This is a genomic window from Vreelandella maris (assembly GCF_013371085.1).
Taxonomy (GTDB): domain Bacteria; phylum Pseudomonadota; class Gammaproteobacteria; order Pseudomonadales; family Halomonadaceae; genus Vreelandella; species Vreelandella maris.
Genome location: NZ_JABWCV010000006.1, coordinates 176,550 through 194,962, shown reverse-complemented (window position 1 = coordinate 194,962; position 18,413 = coordinate 176,550). Strand labels below are relative to the sequence as shown.

The window sequence follows — 18,413 nt, the reverse complement described above, 5'->3', positions numbered from 1 at the left end:
ACGATTTGGCGTGTTATGTGGAGAACTAGCTGTCGTCATCACGCACTGAAGAGGGGTGACGACACAGCGGTTTGACGCTGATCTCCATATAGGGGAAGAGCGGCAGATTGCTGACCAACTCTTGCAGCTCGGCGTTGTCTTCCACGTCAAAAATACTGACGTTCGAGTAGCTACCCGCTACCCGCCACAAGTGGCGCCACTTACCCTGGCGCTGCAGGTCTTGGGAATACGCCTTTTCCGTTGCCTTGATCTTGGCTGCCTGCTCGGCAGGCATGTCCGGCGGCAACTTAACGGTCATCTCAACTTGAAACAGCATATAGCTCTCCTCTTTCATCGCGGGCGATCACAAACGATGGCTTTATTTACTGCGGCTTTTACTTACGTGACGTTTACTTGCGTGAGTAATGCGCCAACTTATCTTCATCTAGAGTGATGCCGAGCCCAGCCCCTTGCGGTAACTCCACCCCAAATTCGGTGTAGTTGAGAGGGGAAACGACGATGTCGTCTTGCAGCAGCAGCGGGCCGAACATTTCCGTGCCCCAGGCCATTGCTGGCAGCGTTGCCCAGGCATGTAGAGAGGCAGCCGTACCGATAGTGCCCTCCAGCAGGGTGCCGCCATATAAGCCAATGCCAGCCGCTTGGGCGACGTGAGCTAACTCTAGTACCCCGTAAATACCGCCGGATTTGGCAATCTTCAGCGCAAAGGCACCACTGAAGCCGCCGCACACAAGATCAAGCCCGTCGCGGGCATCTTGCACCGCCTCATCGGCGAGCATTGGCACATTGAAGCGGTTAGCCAAGCGAACTAAGCCGGCATGTTCACGAGCGCCAATGGGCTGCTCAATTAACTCGATGCCAGCATCCTGTAGCACCTGAATACCGCGAACGGCGGTGGATTCATCCCACGCCTGATTAACATCAACTCGCACGCTGGCCCGATCACCCAGCGCTTCCTTGATAGCCGCCACATGGCGCACGTCCTGATCCACCGGGTTAGCACCAATTTTTAACTTGAAGTCGCAGTGCCGACGCTGTTCTAAACGCAGCATGGCCTCATCAATATCTTTGGCGGTATCACCACTGGCTAGCGTCCATAGTACGGGCAAGTGATCCTGACGTACGCCGCCCAGCAGCTCGGCGACGCTCAATCCCAAGCGCTTGCCCTGAGCATCCAACAGAGCCGTTTCTAATGCAGATTTGGCGATCATATTGCCGCGAGCATGACGGTTAAGCCGGGCACGCAACTGGTGGACATTGTTGGAGGGCTGGCCAATCAGCAAGGGAGCTAGATAGGTATCAATATTGCGCTTAATGCTCTCCGGGCTTTCTGGGCCATAGGCCAGGCCACCAATGGTGGTGCCTTCGCCGAGCCCTTCGATACCGTCGGAGTGGCGCATGCGCACAATGACCATGGTTTGGCAGGCCATGGTGGTCATGGAGAGTTTGTGAGGACGGATAGTCGGTAAATCGACCAGCAGCGTCTCAATATGTTGGATGACGGTTGACATGCAGGCTCCAGCGTCTGGCAATCATTAGCTAGGCTGCAGTTTGGTAGCATCTGATTTTAGAAACCAATATTGTTTAAGTGCCTTTCCATACCGTAAGGGTATCGCCAACCCAGCATTAGCGTTGCTGTTTAACGCTCATATGTAGCTGTAGCTTAAATTAAACCGTGCAAAACAAACTAAAAATATATTTTCTCAAATACTGATAGATTAAAATTCAACTAAATCAAATGACTACAATAAAAAATGGTGCAGCTTAACGCTGCACCACTAATCACTAAATGAGCATAAATGCCTTAAATAACGAAATGAGAAATGCCGTAGCACTTCAGCCGTTAGCCCGATACGACAGCCATTTGCCGCGGCCGCTAGGGTTCTCAACCACATCGCGCTACAAAATACATTTACGACAAAAGGATAATACTGGCTGCTTTATGAAAAATTACCTGTGACTACTGACATATCGCGAAGTAAGTAGCCCTCTCTGACACCTTAAAGACGACTGCACAACAATCCGATGGTGATTGAGTATGTTCCTTCACCCACCATTGGGTAGCAGCTAACATTTTTACACATTGTTCAACCCAAGCATCTCACGCGCCTGCTGCCAAGTAGCCACTGGGCGCTCATACCTTTCGCATAGGACTACGGTGCGCTCGACCAGCGCGGCGTTGGAGGGCGCCAGGGTATTACTATTCAGGCGAACATTATCCTCAAGCCCCGTCCGAGTATGACCACCAGCAGCAATCGACCACTCGTTAAGTACGTATTGATTGGCGCCGATGCCTGCGCCACACCACTGTGCATCCGGCGCTAGCCGCTTGAGTGTCTCGATATAGAAATCAAAAGTCGGCTTATCCGCTGGCATCGAATTCTTAACGCCCATGACAAACTGCACATAGAGCGGTGCTTTCAGCTTTCCCTGCTTGGAGAGTGCAACCGCCTGATGGATATGCGATAGATCAAACGCTTCGATTTCAGGCTTAATGCCATACGTGAGCATCTCATCGGCAAGCCACTCCACCAACTGGGGCGGATTCTCGTACACACGATTGGGGAAGTTATTGGAGCCCACCGAGAGGCTGGCCATATCAGGCTTGAGCGACAGCATGCCGCCGCGCGCCTCACCGGCGCCGGAGCGCCCGCCGGTTGAGAGCTGAATAATCATGCCTGGGCAGTGCTTCTTAAGCCCTTCCATTAGGCGACCAAACTTCTCCGGGTCAGATGAAGGCGCTTGGTCATCATTACGCACGTGGCAATGAGCAATGGTAGCTCCCGCCTCGAACGCCGCCTGAGTACTTTCAATTTGCTCTTCAACCGTAATCGGCACGGCAGGATTGTTCTCTTTGCGCGGCAGGCTGCCGGTGATAGCGACACAAATAATACAGGGCTGAGACATGGAAACCTCTCCTTGTTCACATTGCGAACACTAATTTTTATTACGAACAAAATAGAGCGAATCTTTACCAGCGTCAAATCCGAATCGCTGCCAATGACGTTGACAACCACATTTTAGAAAGAGACATCGAATACCAAAGGGACAATGGTGTAGAGCGCGACCATAATCACCAGCAAACCGATGACGTTGAGCCAGATACCTGCTCGGATCATGCTCTTGATTGGAAGATCCCCCGTTGCGAAAGCCACTGCATTTGAAGGTGTCGCCACGGGCAACATAAAGGCGCAGCTCACGGCAAAGGTAACCACGATGGTCATCAGAAAAGGTTCGATACCCAGTCCCACGGCAATAGATCCCATAATCGGGAAGAAGGCAGCCGCCGTCGCCGTGTTACTGGTTAGCTCGGTCAATAGGATAATGACGATAGCCGTGATGGCTAGGATCAGAATCGGAGGTAACCCCGATAATCCCGAGACGCTCTCGCCAACCCACGCACTCAAGCCAGTGGCGGTGAACTGGGCTGAGAGTGTTAGGCCACCGCCAAACAAAATCAGTACCCCCCAGGGCACGTCACGGGTAGCCGACCACGCCAGCAACGCCCCTTTTCCATTAGAGGCAGGAATCACAAACATCAGAATCGCCGAGAGAATCGCCACACTAGTATCGTTGATGTTACCCAACCAAGGCAGCGCGCTCTGCACTACAGGAATTCTCGCGATTAAAGGCAGGAATACCCAGCAGAACACTGCCCCGGCAAAGACCATCAATACACGTGACTCTTCAGGCGATAGTCGGCCCATCCCCTTGAGCTCTGCCTCGATCATCGCCCGGCCACCCTGGATGCTCTCGACTTCCGAGCGGAACACCAGTTTGTTAAGCACAAACCAAGCCAGCATTAGCATGGTGAATGAGAACGGCACACCCACCAGCATCCAGTGGCCAAAGCCAATGCTAAGACCGTGAGTGTCTTCCATGTAGGCCCGCATTAGCGCCATCGGCGGCTGGCCGATCAATGTGGCCATGGAGCCAATGGTGATGGCATAGGCAATGCCCAGTAGCACAGAGGCAGAAAACTTGGGCGTGTCATCACCGTTACCCAGTGACTTCACTAGCGCAATGATCGAGCCTCCAATGGGCACCATGATCACTGCGGTGGCGGTATTGCTGACCCACATGGTGATAAACCAGCTAGCGAACATCAAACCGAAGACGATTTGAGCCGGCTTAGTACCCACGGTGAGCACCGTCAGTAGCGCGAAGCGGCGGTGTAAATTCCAGCGTTGCGTTGCCAAGCCCAGCAGTACGCCACCCAATACTAGAAAGACAATGCTGTGAGCATAGGGCGAGGCGGTCTCACCGACCGAGGCAATATCGAAAAAAGGGAACAGTACAAGCGGCAACAGCGACGTGGCAGGAATGGGTATCGCCTCGGTCATCCACCAGGTGGCCATCAGCATGGCAATACCCGCCACTAGACGAGCGTTGAAGGCCAGCGTTTCAGGCAAAAGGAAGAAAACACCCAAGCCAATGACGATACCCATTACAAGTGAGATTGGCTTGAAAGCAGAGGCTTCAGCGTAGGGCGCTTGTTCAACGGCCCCTGTGGTATGCGACATGATCATTTTACCTGCATAGCAATAACGGTGCAGGTGAGTGTTACGACTGATGGGCCGAGTCGCCAATACCTCTCAGGTTGATTTGTATACCTAATTGAGCAAATTGACATGGATACAGAAAAACCCACATATCCAACAAAATCAGTTAATTAACTATAAAATAGCAACTATTTCCGTGCTTCACCTATTCGTAATTTTCACAAGGGATAGGGAATATCCTGCTTAATTACACGTATAGTTTACGACTAATGGATGGGCTACTGCACAAGCGTGGCAATTTCACTACCCGCGTGTCGCTTAAGCACAAGCGCATAGCGGAAGTTTGCACAAAAGGAGTCGTTCAGAATAAGGCAGGGCCATTAGATAGCCCATAGGGCAAATGTAAGCACTTTGCCGCGGTGGTAGTCATTTCAGCGTCCCTCAAGACCCTAAAGCGCGTTTAGGTTATGAAACATCCTACTTAAGCACTGATTGATATAAACAATGTCCTGTTTACTGAAATCGGCAAAGGCTTTTTCCACCAGACGGCTAGTAACTTGCCGAGCAATATCCAGCTTTGCCTCACCCGCCTCGGTAAGCTCTACTTCAGTGACGCGACCATCCTGCGGGCTGGCTTCTGTTTTGAGCAAACCCGACTCTTGCATTCGATATACAATTTTGGTGATAGTTGACAATTTTGCAACAGCGTGTACTGATATATCCGACATGCTAAGGCGCCCATGTTCATGTAGGATCATGAGAATGCGCCACTTAGACGAACTGAGCCCTTGTGGTTTCAGTAGTGTATCGACATCAGCGCTGTATTTAGCATTCAGCCTCGCGACCCAATAAAAAGGAAAATCACGCGAGCGAAACTCATCGGCAAGAGGAAAAAAGGAAGACGATAATTCATCCTTGTCGACCATAAGAAGCACGCCATCCAAAAAAATAGTGGATTATTCTAGCATATATCCATTCAAGTGTAAGCGCCTGGAGCCTCTAAGGATAGCGCGTGCCATCTACTGGCCCAGCCGATATTGCCTCGGCTTCACACCCCAAAACCATCACCTACTTGGTGCATTGTTGAGGTGAACCATGGGTACAACACCGTTTCTGCTGCAGAAGCACGCTATTCTGCGCACCGATTCACAAGAGATCATTCGTGAGCATGTTACCCACTACCTGTGCCCACATCGCATGCGTTTATTTGACGGCCCGCGACTTGCCTCACGCTTAAGTGCGGTCAGCTTCGACCAATTGGCTATTATCGAACTGCAGTATGGTGCCAATGTCGAAATTGACCCTGTCGAAGAATCGAACGTTTACCTGTTTCGTATCACTCTCGAAGGCCAGGGAACCATCGTATACGCTGACCGTCAGGTCAGTATGATTCAGGGAGGTGTTACCGTCACCTCCCCCTGTCAACGCGCCCTCATTCAAACCTCTCCGAACTGCCATAACATCATCGTTCGAGTACCGCGCCATCATTTGGAGCAACGCTTGTCGTGTCGGCTCGATCAACGCATTGATCTTCCGATCATCTTTGACCACTACTTTCCCGAACACTATCCCGGCACGGTTTTTCTGCTGGATACCATCAAGTATTTTGCTCGTCTCACCGACTCTCTTCACCAGCAAAATGCCCCGCGACAGCAAATCAAGCTGATGGAAGAGTACTTATATGACAGCCTGCTGGAGCTGTTCATGAACAACTATAGTCAGCGCTTGAGTGGTAATCCTTCTCCTCTCCCACACTATGTAAAAAGCGCCAAAACCCATATAGACCAGAACCTCAAGCAGGGTATCGAGCTCGATACTATGGCCTCGATGGTGGGGGTATCAAAGCGCACGCTGCAGTACGGCTTTCAGCAATTTATCGGGCTCTCACCCAAAGCCTATTTTACTCAGCAACGCATGAAGAGTGTGCACCAGGCGCTGCTTGATGCCCCTCGCGGTCATCGCGTCACCGACGTCATCATGCAACATGGCATCAACAGCCCTGGCCACTTCTCCGCACAGTACAAGGAGGTCTATGGGGTGACCCCCGTGCAAACACTGCAGTCAAATCACGAACATACTACTGGTAACGAATTGGCCAACGTCTGACCCTGAACTTAGTATCGCCTCTGCTCTTTTTATTCAGCCTCGGTACGATACTCCTCGATCAGCTCCTGCATTCGTTCTGCAAAGGCATACGCAGGTAGGCCTTGCTGCTCTGCATCCGACAGGATAGTTTCATTGACCGGAGCGAGCTGGCCATCCCAGCGGCTAGCCTCATCATCGTCAAGCGCTATTACTTCAACGCCCTCTTCCTGCTGCGCCCACTCGAGTGAACGCTGTATATGCTCATCGAGATATTGGCCGGTGACGCCAAAGCGATAAAGGCCGACAGCATATAGAACACTATCAAGCGCTGGTCGAAGCGCACTATCGCGAGCAGCCCAGCATTGAAGCGTTAGCCGAGCAGTTAGGGGTGAGTAGCGCACACTTGAATATGCTGTGCCGCCAAATCGCTGGTCGCAGCGCCCTGCAATTGCTGCATGAGCGCCTACTGCTAGAAGCCAAGCGCCAGCTCACCTATACCAATATGACCATTGGCCAAGTCTCTGACAGCTTAGGCTTCTCTGAACCGGCTTACTTCACGCGTTTTTTTAAGCGCAATACAGCGCTTTCACCAAGGGATTTTCGGCTCGGCAGCAAGCATAGTCATAAGTACTAAGTACTAAGTACTAAGTACTAAGTACTAAGTATTAAGTACTAAGCCGTTTATACGCATAATGATACTTTCATTCACACGGACATGCTCAGACATACGCCAGTGGTTTTTCTTATATATACTGTATATTTGACGTGGACAGTGCCATCGCTGCTCTCCGTCATCCAGTCTGGCTTACTTAAATGCGTAGTGTAGCCGCTGGTGTTGTTACGCTATTGCTTATGCCTGAGCTGATTGAGCAGAGACTAGAGCCTATTTTCTATTATGTTTTGAGAGTTTCTACAGCCACAAAGTTGGCATAATTGGCTAGTTTGGAGTGCTAGCCAAGAATTAGTCCCCAATGACCCATTTGTTAGCTCCTTCCAAAATCGTAGAGGTTTTTGAAAGCCTTTGACTGCGCTAATTTTGTTTCAGAAATAAGCTTTTCTATTTCAGATTTTTTTTCTGACTCTATAGGCTCAAAGTCAATAAATTCAAACAGTTGCTGTCTTACAATAGTGGCGAGCTTTAGTGGAATTGCTAACGCGCAATGATCTTCATCAAAACAATATACATACATGTCATCATTAATATATATTTCAACTTGCTCTTTTAATTTCGACTTATTGAAAAGACTAGGGAAGAAATATTTATTACTAGGCTCTGTAAACTCTCTCTCGATAGTTGACTTGATTTCGAAGCTCCATCAGCCAATCATAAACATTTTTACCATTAACAGTATTTGTTAGCAAAATATCTGTATCTGAAAACACTGACATAAAAGTAACTGTCGTTGTTTTATGATCGCCGCTTACTCTCTCGCCCAAATGGGTACCTTGATCTCGTCGTTGAGGCTTTTCTCCTTCCTCTAAATTTAAGGTATATATTCCATTGTTTTTTAAAAAAGCTACATTCTTTGTAGCTAACGAACATCTAAGTAAGAAAAAAACAGAATAATATACCTTTATCACTGCCCATGAATGTCGCCCATGATATAGGCCATTGATAGCATCTAAAAGACTAAAAATCGCTTTAAAATAAAGATCAGCAGCATCTTTCTTTAATTCAACGCGCAATTTTTCACGCCTTGTTGTCGTTACTTCGTAATCTTTGAACTTATGAAGATATGATTTCCATTTAGTCAAATCATTGCATCCAATATCTAGCTCTACGGCAGACTGAACCCTATATCTATTAAAACTCATATTGATCTTGTGCCGGTAGTGATTTTAAAAGATTCGCTTCTAAAGCATCTTTTACTTTTTTCCTACTCGTTTTACCATCTAAACCTTTTAAATCATCCCAAATTAATATATCTTCGGACTCAAATGAAATTATTTTACTCATAGTATCGACTGAGAAGGAGCTTTTTTCAGCACATCGCTGAATGAGTGAGGACGTAAGAAAGTCGATTGAGCCGTTAAAGCCAGCTGCTTTCAAGAATGGGTTCTTGGCTTTAGAAGACCATATTTTGTGTTTAGCATAGAATTCTCTTATGCTTTTAAAAAAATTAGTTATTACTACCTTCTGATGATCCAATGTGGTGAGTTTGTATAAGCTAAATGTACCTCCTGGCTTCAAATGCTCCTTTATCGAAGCTACAAATGTTGAAAGCTCAATACTTCCGACGCCCCTAGGGGAGCCAGGAAACTTTATCAACTTATAAAGAGGAGAATCAGGATCATCGTTCAAATATCTAGCTATATCTGTTGACCTATTTACCGCGTGAGTCTCGTCATCAATCACCTCACCAAATAAGTCATACATGAGGCTTTTAGGTACGGGCTTTTGCTCAGCGTTAATATTGAGAAATATTTCAGCTGCTTTTTGCGTAGTAAGATGCATGCATAACGTGATGATAATATCTCTATCACCAACATTATCATCTTCTGCTATTGCTGCTTCAAATCCAGCAATCCTATGTTGACCATCAATCACTTGAGCGCTAGAGGCTGAAATTGGCAACGAGATTATTTCATCTTCAACTACTGGCTCAAAATTTTTATCAGTCCAATTTAGAATAAATGAGTTAAAGAATGTATGACCACCCAAAATAAATTCTTTAATATCGTTAATTCGCCTTTTATTTAAAACACGCTGTACCGCGCCATCTTCTTTATCTACCCCTCTTACTGCCACATAATATATAGAAACCACATCTCTAACCTTCATCGTGAAAGTATAAGTTGGAGTATCTCCAAAACTCGCTTTCAAATATTTGTATTTCATTATTTCTAATGGTTCCATATATCGACTCTCTTTTAAAATGTTAATATTGAATGCAGCAACATCCTAAAAGCCAATATGTTTAGACTTTCCATACGCACATTCAACCAAGCCAGATCGCACTCAAAAAATTAAAATTAATAACAAGCAGCATAACACCAATCACTGTTTATACTACCTTTGTCATCACCATACTGCGGAACGCTCACAAGCCCTATTAAACATAGCGCCACCCCTCCCTTCAGACGCACCGCGCACCTTAAGAACGGTTACCTTTAGACTATACGTAAGTACGTTCTTGCACCAGCATCTAAGTCAACGTAATCCTAAAAAATGAGAGGCGCGAAGTAAGTGGGCACTTTAAGACCGCCCAGTTTTCAAAAAGGGCCAGCTCAAAATGCTTTTTGCCTATAACCTATGCGCGTGTTGCGCTTACTCATGGGCTAAGGTCATGGCACCTGATAATTTAATGACCTAACAACCTTTCACTTTAGCAGACCCTAAATAGGATAGTGCCGCGGCCCCAGCTGCATCGTCATCCAGCGTAGTTCGGTGAACTCTTCGATGCCGGCTTTACCGCCAAAGCGTCCGTAGCCGCTGGATTTGACGCCGCCGAAGGGCATTTGCGGTTCATCGTGTACGGTTGGGGCGTTGATATGGCAGATACCCGTTTGTAAGCGGCCTGCCACTCTCATGGCGCGTGCACTATCTCGGCTGAACACCGCTGATGAAAGGCCGTACTCGCTATCGTTGGCGATGCGCACTGCCTCTTCTTCACCGTTAACGCGAATCACCGCCACCACCGGGCCAAACGACTCTTCGCTATACAGCCGCATAGCACTGGTCACGCCATCAATGACCGTAGCCTGCATTACTACGCCCTCGGCTTTGCCACCCGCGGCTAAGCGGGCGCCTTGAGTCACTGCGTCATCGATGAGGCTATTTAGTTTTTCACCTGACTGTGCATTGATTAACGTGCCGAGCGCGTTGCTTTCATCACGCGGGTCGCCTGCTTTTAGCGCCTGAGCACGGGCGGCAAATTTTTCTACAAAAGTATTCGCCACTTGGTTATCGACAATCACCCGCTCGGTGGACATGCAGATCTGGCCTTGGTTAAAGAACGCGCCAAAAATCGCCGCGTCCACGGCGGCATCGATATCCGCATCATCCAATACCAAGAACGGCGCCTTGCCACCCAACTCAAGCAGCACAGGCTTTAAGTGTTTGGCCGCTTGCTCGGCAATAATTTTGCCTACACCGGTGGAGCCGGTGAAGTTAATCCGGCGTACCGCAGGGTGGGCAATCAACGCGCTTACGACATCAGCGGCGTTATCCGGTGCGTTGGTAATCACATTGACGACACCATCGCCAAAGCCAGCGGCCTGCAGCACTTCACCAATCAAATGGTGCGTCGCTGGGCACTGCTCGGAAGCTTTCAAAATAACGCTATTGCCGCAGGCCAAGGGCGTGGCGATGGCTCGCGTACCCAGAATAATCGGCGCATTCCAGGGTGCGATGCCAACCACAACGCCACAGGGAACACGCACGCCCATCGCCATACTACCAGGCACGTTCGAGGGGATGATATCGCCCTGGATTTGCGTCGTTAACGCCGCTGCTTCACGCAATACATCGGCCGCCACTGTAACGTTAAACCCTGCCCAGCCTAGCGTGGCACCGGTCTCTTCCACCATTCGATCGATGAAATCACCCTGACGTGCTTCCATTAGCTCAGCCGCTTTAAGCAGTTTGGCGCGCCGCTCCCCTGGGCCTGTTTTTGACCATGCTTCAAACGCCCTGCCTGCGGCGTCCGCTGCCGTGTTCGCATCACCGACACTTGCCGCCGCAGCGGTGGTGACCACTTCACCGCTTAATGGGTTCGCGCGGGTAAAGGTGGCAGTTTGCTCAGCAGCGGTTGATTGGCCCGCCGACAATAGCTGAGTGGTGAACATGGCCTTAACTCCTTGTAGTAAACTTGTAGTAATAAAGCCTACAGCAGAAACATCGTACTCAAGATGGGGAAAGCGATGAGCAACGCCAGGCGTAGTAAGTCAGAGACCACGAACGGCGCGACCCCTTTAAAAATCTCACCTAGCCCAACATGCGGTGCCATTGCTTTTATAACGAACACATTCATCCCCACCGGCGGTGTCATTAGCCCCAGCTCAACGGTCAGTACGGTCAAAATACCGAACCATACCGGGTCGATACCCATCGCCTGAATAATCGGATAAACCACCGGCACGGTGATCACCAACATGGCGATAGAGTCCATAAACATACCCAACACAAAGTAGAGCGCCAAGATGCACAGCACCACGACGATGGGCGTGAGATCCATGCCGTAGAGCATGTCAGTAATGGAAAATGAAATACGCGACACCGAGATGAAGTAACCTAGCGTCTCAGCCCCCACCAGCATAAAGAACACCACCGCAGAGAGCGCTAATGTCTCTTGTACGCTGGCCCATAGCTGCGCACCGCGCATTCCTTTTACCAGGGCATAAAGCAGCGTGGCGAACGCCCCGACACTAGCGCCTTCCGTCGGTGTAAAGGCGCCAAAATAGATACCTAGAATCATCACCAGGAAAACGCCAAAAAAGGGAACCAACCCGGTAAGAGAGAGAAGTTTTTCTTTCCAAGCCGTAGGCTCACCGGCCACCGCAAGGGAGGGCCGCAGCCACATCACCAAGGTAACGGTAAGGGAGTACATCACTAGCCCCAAGAGGCCAGGGATCAGGCCTGCCATGAACATATCGCCCACGGACTGCTCAGTTAGAATGGCGTAGATAAGAAGCGCAATACTGGGTGGAATCATAATACCCAGCGTGCCGCCTGCAGCAAGCGCCCCGGTGGCCAAGCCACGGTTGTAGCCATAGCGCTCCATCTCCGGCAACGCTACCCGGGTCATGGTACTGGCTGTTGCCAATGAGGAACCGGAAATCGCCGAGAAGATACCGCATGAGCCCACCGCTGCAATCGCCAGGCCGCCCTTCCAGCCACCACAAATGACCCGCGTTGAATCAAACAGCTTACCGGCCATGCCCGAATGGGCCGCCAGCACGCCCATTAAGATAAACATGGGTACTGCGCTGAAGCTGTAGTTCGAGAGCACTTCCACCGGCACCGTTTTTAATTGCGCGACAGCCGCGTCCCAACTAATGATCTGCGCAAACCCCACCACCCCTACAATCAACATCGTGAGGGCAACTGGCACACGCAGAATCATCAATACCAATAAAAGCCCTAGCCCGATGGCGCCAATCGCTTCACTCTCCATGAGGCGCCTCCTCACCTGTGGCATAGATCATGCCCAACAGCGCATGAATAAAGCTCCGCAATCCAAGCAGTAAGCTGAGCACTGCTGCCAATTGGAAAATTGGGCCCATGGGTAAGCGCAGGTCTTGGGTGATTTCTCCGTACTGCGTGGCAGCAGCAGCAGAATCTAACAAACCCACAAATAGGATCAGCCCCAGCGCCGTAAAGCCAAGCAAAAAAAGACCTTGGATACGATTTTTTATCGACTGGGGTAAACGGTGCGAAAATGCTTCAACCACCACTTGGCTTTTCTCGACATTAGCGGCCATCGCCGCCAATAGCGCGAACAGCATCAAATAGCTAACCAACTCAACGCTGCCGGAAACACGCAACGCAATGGCGCCTTCCGTTAGCCGGGAAAGGTAGCGAGTACTGACATCGGCAATGGTCACCGCCAACAGCCCGATCAGTGCGACCCCCGCCACCAGGCGACAAACAAGGGCCAGCCAATGGCTGGCCCGAAAGAGGAGTTGTTGAAAAGAGAGACTAGACTGCATGAAAACTTACCCCTCTTGGGTACCACAAGACTCGCTAGCAGCCAGAGCAGCCTCATACACCTCGCGGGCTTGACTCAAACCACGCTCTTCCAACTGCGTCAGGTAGTTTTCAATGCCCGTTTCCAACGGTTCCTGCCAGTCAGGATGCTGAAGTGGGTTTTCGATTTCACGAATGGTATGGCCCGCATCAACCGCTTCTTGCTTGCCTTCAACATCTAAGCGGTCAAACACGGCACCGGCGTTTTCAGCCCATTTCATGCCTGAGTTATTATCAATGACCGCTTGCTGCTCAGGGGTCAGGCCGTCATAGGCACGCTGGTTCATGGTGGCGACAAAGATCAGCGTATAGAACGGCACTTCGGTGTGATAACTGACTAGCTCATTAACGCGGAAACCTTTTAAACCTTCCCAAGGAAAGCTTAAGCCATCAATCACGCCTCGCTGCATAGAGGTGTAAATATCGGGTGCTGGCATGCCCACCGGGCTTGCACCCATATTTTCCAGCATCTCACCCGCTACGGCAGTGGGGCGGCGAATGCGCAGCCCTTCCAGGTCAGCAGGGGTTTGCACATCGGTGTCGATGGTGTGGATACCACCGGGGCCCGTGGTAAACATAAACAGCGGGCGGGTATCTTCGTATTCGCTATCCAAATGGCCGTCGTCATAGAGCGTTTGCAACACACACGCCCCTTGGGTTGCCGTTGAGGCGACACCTGGAAGCTCGACAATTTGCGACAGCGGGAAGCGGCCAGCGGTGTAGCCCTGTGCCGTGGCACCAATATCGGCGATGCCGTTGGCAGCGGCTTCATAAATGGAATCCGGTTTGGCTAAGGTACCGGCGGGGAACATTTGAATGGTGAGATCACCATTGGATTCTTCTTCAATAGTATCGGCCCACGCCTGCAAAACATCTTGGTTAACGCCTGAAGGGCCAGGCCAAAAGTGCGCCATACGCAGCGTCGTCTCTGCCTGGGCAGAGCTAACAGCAAGGCCAGCAATCGCTGCCGCCAACACACAACGGGATAGGGACATTTTCATTGGAGCCTCCAGGACTTTTTGGATTATTGTGAGTTCGTATAGCGAATAGTAGTTCGCTTTAGGTATTCACATTAATTCACTATGAGGCGTAGGGCTAATCGACATTCGTTTATGTTCAGGCTATGTCGCCCGGTCTTTTAAGCTTCCTGCCTCGCATCACCAGTGTTGCTGCTTTCACGCCGTCTCCAAAAGGTACAATGACAGGTAAAAATTGGATTTTTACAAGATCAATGCCCGACCAAGGTCGAACCCAAACAAAAAAAGCGCTGCTTACGGATAAGCAACGCCTTTTGGTTTTTATTCACAAACTTGCAGACAACGGGATTAAAAATCGAAAAACACCGTCTCGCCTTCACCTTGCAGGCGGATATCCAACCGGTAGCGCACCTTACCATCGACCTCTTCGCGCTTGGCGATCAAGGTTTGGCGACGCGCCGGTGATTCGATGCGCGATAGCACCGGGCACTGGGCGTTCGCTTCCGCTTCATCGTCAAAGTAAAGCCGCGTTTGCAGGTGGATATTCACCCCGCGGGCAAACAGCGTCAGGTTAATGTGCGGTGCCATTAATTGGCCGCTGGGATGCTTTACCGCGCCGGGCTTGATGGTCGTCAGCGACCACTCGCTGCCGTGATCGAACGTCGTCGCGGTGCGCCCGAAGCTATTGAACGGTTTGCTGAGGTCGTAATCGGATTGGTAGTCACCGTTAGCATCGGCCTGCCATGCTTCTAAAAAGGCATCGCGTACTAAGTCGCCGTTGCCGTCGATGACAATGCCGACAACTTCGATATGCTCACCCTCGGCATCGGGCTTGGCCATCTCGTTCCAGATCTCTTCATCCCGCACTGGGTTGCCCGCCGCAGCGAGAGCAAGACCAATGTGCACGTAGGGGCCAGCGGTTTGCGAGGCGGTTTCACGCAGCATCAGGTCGCTGGTCGGCTGGCTGTTAGGCTGATTCATGAGATATCCCCACCCTTATTGGTTTTCAAAGTAGGTCTGCAGCTCACCGCGTACCACCACATCAAAGCGATAGGCAAGGCAATCCATCGGCTTGCTGTGGGCCATATCGAGTCGACCAATCATCGTCTCAACCGCGAGCGGGTCTTTCAGCGTGTGCACGATGGGACAGAGAGGAATCAGCGGGTCGCCCTCAAAGTACATCTGAGTGATCAGTCGGGTGGAGATCGAAGGCCCAGTGACTGAGACGTGAATATGCGCGGGCCGCCAGCTGTTCATATCGTTGGGCCAGGGGTAGGGGCCGGGCTTGATGGTACGGAAGCGGTACATCCCCTGCTCATCGGTCAAGCAGCGCCCCACACCGCCAAAGTTAGGATCTAACGGTGCCAGATACTTATCGTTTTTATGGCGATAACGGCCGCCTGCATTGGCCTGCCACATTTCCACCAGGGTATGCGGTATTGGCTTGCCGAATTGATCGACCACTCGGCCGAACATGAGAATCCGCTCGCCCTGGGGCAGCCCGCCCTGGCTCGGTTCCTGGCGAAAGTTAAGCAGCAGGTCGTTATCGTGGGGCCCCATGCGCAGGTGGCTGAAGTCCGGGCCGGTCAGTTCTGAAACAGTCGGTTGCTGCATGCTCACCAGCGCCTGCTGGGGCGAGCGCGCCACCGAGGTTTTATAACCCGGCGCGTAGGCAGGCGGATGCCAGTTGCGGTCACGGGCCACAAAGCGTTTATTGTCGTGGGTCATCGCCCTTTACCTCTCATCAATTATTTTGATTCGCTACTCGCCCCAGCCCAGCTCTTTGGCAAGAGCAAAGGCGTGATTGGCCGCTGGAACGCCGCCGTAAATCGCCACGTGCATCAGCACTTGGCGCAGCTCGGCCTCCGTCAGGCCAATACGCTTGGCGGTTTTCAAGTGCAGCGTTAGCTCTTCGCGCCCGAGCGCGGCGAGAATGCCAGTGGTGATCATGCTGCGCTCGCGACGGGTTAAGTCGTCGTTGCTCCACAGTTCACCCCAGGCCAGACGGGTAATCATCTGCTGGAAGGGGGCATCCAGGCTATTGGCGTTGGCGGTCGAGCGCGCCACATGCTCTTCTCCCAATACCTGCTTGCGGGTCTCAAGACCAGTGGCGTACGCCACGCCGTGGTTGGCCACATCGCCCAGATCCGTTGCCATCACGGCAAGGAGCTTTTGCGCGAACAGCGTAGGGGCTTCTACCGCAGGCACATGGCCCACACCGTCAAAAATCTCCAGCGGAGCGCCATCGAGCTCCGCAGTGAGGGCTTCCAACGTTGCAGGCGGCGTGGCCATATCTTCACTGCCGCCAAACAGCTGTACCCTGACCTTATGAAGGGTGCTCTTACCTGAGAGCTTTCCAGTGAATGTATCGCGGCCAAGCATTTCGCACAGCTGAGCGTAGGACTCATCATCGCCACGGCCCATTTGCACGCACCAGCCTGCTTTCAGCGCGGGGCTGGCCTCAAACGCTTTTGGTGCAAACCAGCGTGGCACAATCTCTTCAGACATCGCCACCAGGCCTTCCTGGCGCACGCGGCCTGCGCGGGTGTTCCATAGATCCGGATTGCCGATCACTGCGCCGGTGTTGGTCAGCGTAGTGGAGAGCAGGCGGTCGCTATGTGCAGCAATCAACTGCTGGCCGACGACACCGCCAATGGACGTACCGGCAAAGTGAAAGCGCTCAGCGCCCGCCAGTTCTGCCAATGCCAGAGCCTCAGCGGCTAAATCAGCGGGCGTGATCTGCTCTCCGCTGACCGCCTGGCTGGCACCGTGGCCGGGAAGATCCCAGGTCAGCACCCGGTAGCGGGGCAGCAGCGCGGGAATCACGTCATCCCATACCGCTTGGCTCATGCCCAAAGGGTGCGCCAGAATGATAAGTGGATTCACCTCTGCACCGAGCAGGCGGTAAGCCACACTGCGACCGTTGATGGTATGAAAAGCCATGTCTGCCTCCGTTAAACCCGTTCGATCAGCGTGGCGATACCCTGCCCTACGCCAACGCACATGGTACACAGTGCGTAGCGCTTACCGCTGTTCTGCAACTCATGGGCGGCGGTCAGCAACAGGCGGGCACCGGACATGCCCAGCGGATGCCCCAGGGCAATTGCACCGCCGTTCGGGTTGACGCGCGGGTCGTCATCGGCCAGGCCGAGGTCGCGCATACACGCTAACGCCTGGGCGGCGAACGCTTCGTTAAACTCAAATACATCGATATCATCCATGGCGATACCAGTGCGCTTGAGTAGTTTCTGCACTGCCGGTACCGGCCCATAGCCCATGATGCGCGGCTCAACGCCAGCCGTGGCCATGCCGATGATTTTCGCCATCGGCTTCAGGCCGTGCTGTTTGACGGCTGATTCACTGGCCACCAGCATGGCGGCTGCGCCGTCGTTGACACCAGAAGCATTGCCTGCGGTTACACTGCCGCCCTCACGGAAAGGCGTGAGTAGGCCCGCGAGCTTCTCCAGCGTGGTTTCACGCAGGTGCTCGTCCTGGTCAAAAATCAGCGGCTCTTGCTTACGGCGCGGGATCTCGATGGCCGTGATCTCTTGGGCAAAACGCCCCGCTTTTTGAGCGGCAGCGGCTTTTTGCTGGGAGCGCAGGGCAAAAGCGTCCTGATCTTCCCGGGAGATATTGAACTGCTCGGCGACGTTTTCCGCCGTTTCCGGCATGGAGTCGATGCCAAAAGCTTTCTTCATCAGCGGGTTGACCAAGCGCCAGCCAATGGTGGTGTCTTCAAGCTTTTGACTGCGGGCGAAAGCGCTATCGGCCTTGCCCATTACATAGGGCGCGCGAGACATGGACTCCACACCACCTGCCAACGCCAGCTCCATTTCACCGGCTTTAATGGCGCGAAACGCGGTACCCACCGCGTCCATACCCGAGCCGCAAAGGCGGTTCATGGTCGTGCCGGGCACTGAGGTAGGAATGCCCGCCAGCAGCGACGACATACGCGCCACATTGCGGTTATCTTCACCGGCCTGGTTGGCGCAGCCCATAAAGACTTCTTCAATGGCAGCAGGGTCGAGATCCGGCGCTTCCGCCAGTACGGCTTTAAAAATCGTCGCGGCGAAATCATCCGGGCGTACGCTGGCCAGAGTGCCACCAAAACGTCCCACGGCGGTGCGACGGGGATGACATAGAAAGACGTCTTGCATAACAACA

At 51.9% G+C, this 18,413-nt stretch carries 18 protein-coding genes; 2 read left to right on the top strand and 16 right to left on the bottom strand.

Annotation, left to right across the window (positions count from 1 at the left end; all coding sequences use genetic code 11):
- Positions 1–25: 25 nt before the first annotated feature.
- The 5 genes from catC to HUO07_RS07235 all read right to left on the bottom strand — a co-directional run bounded on the left by catC (position 26) and on the right by HUO07_RS07235 (position 5,425).
- The gene (gene catC / locus HUO07_RS07255) at positions 26–316 is read right to left on the bottom strand and encodes a muconolactone Delta-isomerase (RefSeq protein WP_035565030.1); all 291 of its coding nucleotides are present in this window, start codon (positions 314–316) and stop codon (positions 26–28) included.
- Between the two features lie 73 nt (positions 317–389).
- Complete coding sequence (locus tag HUO07_RS07250; RefSeq protein ID WP_176303012.1) at positions 390–1,508, bottom strand: muconate/chloromuconate family cycloisomerase; 1,119 nt, start codon at positions 1,506–1,508, stop codon at positions 390–392.
- Positions 1,509–2,073: 565 nt separating this feature from the next.
- Complete coding sequence (locus HUO07_RS07245; protein WP_176303011.1) at positions 2,074–2,904, bottom strand: 3-oxoadipate:acetyl-CoA acetyltransferase; 831 nt, start codon at positions 2,902–2,904, stop codon at positions 2,074–2,076.
- A 113-nt stretch (positions 2,905–3,017) separates the two neighbouring features.
- Positions 3,018–4,520: an SLC13 family permease gene (locus HUO07_RS07240; protein ID WP_176303010.1), complete on the bottom strand. Its 1,503-nt coding sequence runs from the start codon at positions 4,518–4,520 to the stop codon at positions 3,018–3,020.
- A gap of 428 nt (positions 4,521–4,948) precedes the next feature.
- Positions 4,949–5,425 carry a MarR family winged helix-turn-helix transcriptional regulator gene (locus HUO07_RS07235; protein WP_176303009.1) on the bottom strand — a complete coding sequence of 159 codons (477 nt, stop codon included), beginning with the start codon at positions 5,423–5,425 and terminating at the stop codon, positions 4,949–4,951.
- Positions 5,426–5,594: 169 nt separating this feature from the next.
- Here HUO07_RS07235 and HUO07_RS07230 point away from each other — a divergent pair, with 169 nt between their 5' ends.
- The gene (locus tag HUO07_RS07230) at positions 5,595–6,605 is read left to right on the top strand and encodes an AraC family transcriptional regulator (protein WP_176303008.1); all 1,011 of its coding nucleotides are present in this window, start codon (positions 5,595–5,597) and stop codon (positions 6,603–6,605) included.
- A gap of 29 nt (positions 6,606–6,634) precedes the next feature.
- Here the strand turns inward: HUO07_RS07230 and HUO07_RS07225 are convergent, their stop codons facing one another.
- Positions 6,635–6,985, bottom strand: a complete 351-nt coding sequence (locus tag HUO07_RS07225; RefSeq protein WP_176303007.1) for a hypothetical protein — start codon at positions 6,983–6,985, stop codon at positions 6,635–6,637.
- On the opposite strand from HUO07_RS07225, the gene HUO07_RS07220 reads away from it, so the two are divergent.
- Positions 6,973–7,218 carry a helix-turn-helix domain-containing protein gene (locus HUO07_RS07220; RefSeq protein WP_336273428.1) on the top strand — a complete coding sequence of 82 codons (246 nt, stop codon included), beginning with the start codon at positions 6,973–6,975 and terminating at the stop codon, positions 7,216–7,218. The two genes, HUO07_RS07225 and HUO07_RS07220, sit on opposite strands and share 13 nt — an antisense overlap.
- Before the next feature lie 632 nt (positions 7,219–7,850).
- On the opposite strand, the gene HUO07_RS07215 is transcribed toward HUO07_RS07220, so the two are convergent.
- From HUO07_RS07215 to pcaF, 10 genes are all read right to left on the bottom strand, one after another.
- Positions 7,851–8,399, bottom strand: coding sequence for a hypothetical protein (locus HUO07_RS07215; protein ID WP_176303006.1), 549 nt, complete (start codon positions 8,397–8,399; stop codon positions 7,851–7,853).
- Positions 8,389–9,441, bottom strand: a complete 1,053-nt coding sequence (locus tag HUO07_RS07210; protein WP_176303005.1) for a DGQHR domain-containing protein — start codon at positions 9,439–9,441, stop codon at positions 8,389–8,391. Before HUO07_RS07210 ends, HUO07_RS07215 begins: the two co-directional genes overlap by 11 nt.
- 479 nt (positions 9,442–9,920) lie before the next feature.
- Complete coding sequence (locus tag HUO07_RS07205) at positions 9,921–11,372, bottom strand: aldehyde dehydrogenase (protein WP_176303004.1); 1,452 nt, start codon at positions 11,370–11,372, stop codon at positions 9,921–9,923.
- Between the two features lie 38 nt (positions 11,373–11,410).
- Positions 11,411–12,700 carry a TRAP transporter large permease gene (locus HUO07_RS07200; RefSeq protein WP_176303003.1) on the bottom strand — a complete coding sequence of 430 codons (1,290 nt, stop codon included), beginning with the start codon at positions 12,698–12,700 and terminating at the stop codon, positions 11,411–11,413.
- Positions 12,690–13,235, bottom strand: a complete 546-nt coding sequence (locus tag HUO07_RS07195; protein WP_176303002.1) for a TRAP transporter small permease — start codon at positions 13,233–13,235, stop codon at positions 12,690–12,692. Before HUO07_RS07195 ends, HUO07_RS07200 begins: the two co-directional genes overlap by 11 nt.
- 6 nt (positions 13,236–13,241) lie before the next feature.
- The gene (locus HUO07_RS07190; RefSeq protein WP_035556093.1) at positions 13,242–14,273 is read right to left on the bottom strand and encodes a TRAP transporter substrate-binding protein; all 1,032 of its coding nucleotides are present in this window, start codon (positions 14,271–14,273) and stop codon (positions 13,242–13,244) included.
- A 324-nt stretch (positions 14,274–14,597) separates the two neighbouring features.
- Positions 14,598–15,230 (bottom strand): protocatechuate 3,4-dioxygenase subunit alpha, encoded by a 633-nt coding sequence (gene pcaG / locus HUO07_RS07185; protein WP_176303001.1) that lies wholly within the window; start codon positions 15,228–15,230, stop codon positions 14,598–14,600.
- A gap of 15 nt (positions 15,231–15,245) precedes the next feature.
- On the bottom strand, positions 15,246–15,977 hold the full coding sequence (gene pcaH, locus HUO07_RS07180; RefSeq protein ID WP_176303000.1) for a protocatechuate 3,4-dioxygenase subunit beta: 732 nt from the start codon (positions 15,975–15,977) through the stop codon (positions 15,246–15,248).
- Between the two features lie 33 nt (positions 15,978–16,010).
- On the bottom strand, positions 16,011–17,192 hold the full coding sequence (locus HUO07_RS07175) for an alpha/beta fold hydrolase (protein ID WP_176302999.1): 1,182 nt from the start codon (positions 17,190–17,192) through the stop codon (positions 16,011–16,013).
- Positions 17,193–17,203: 11 nt separating this feature from the next.
- Positions 17,204–18,406, bottom strand: a complete 1,203-nt coding sequence (gene pcaF, locus HUO07_RS07170; RefSeq protein WP_176303066.1) for a 3-oxoadipyl-CoA thiolase — start codon at positions 18,404–18,406, stop codon at positions 17,204–17,206.
- Positions 18,407–18,413 lie beyond the last annotated feature (7 nt).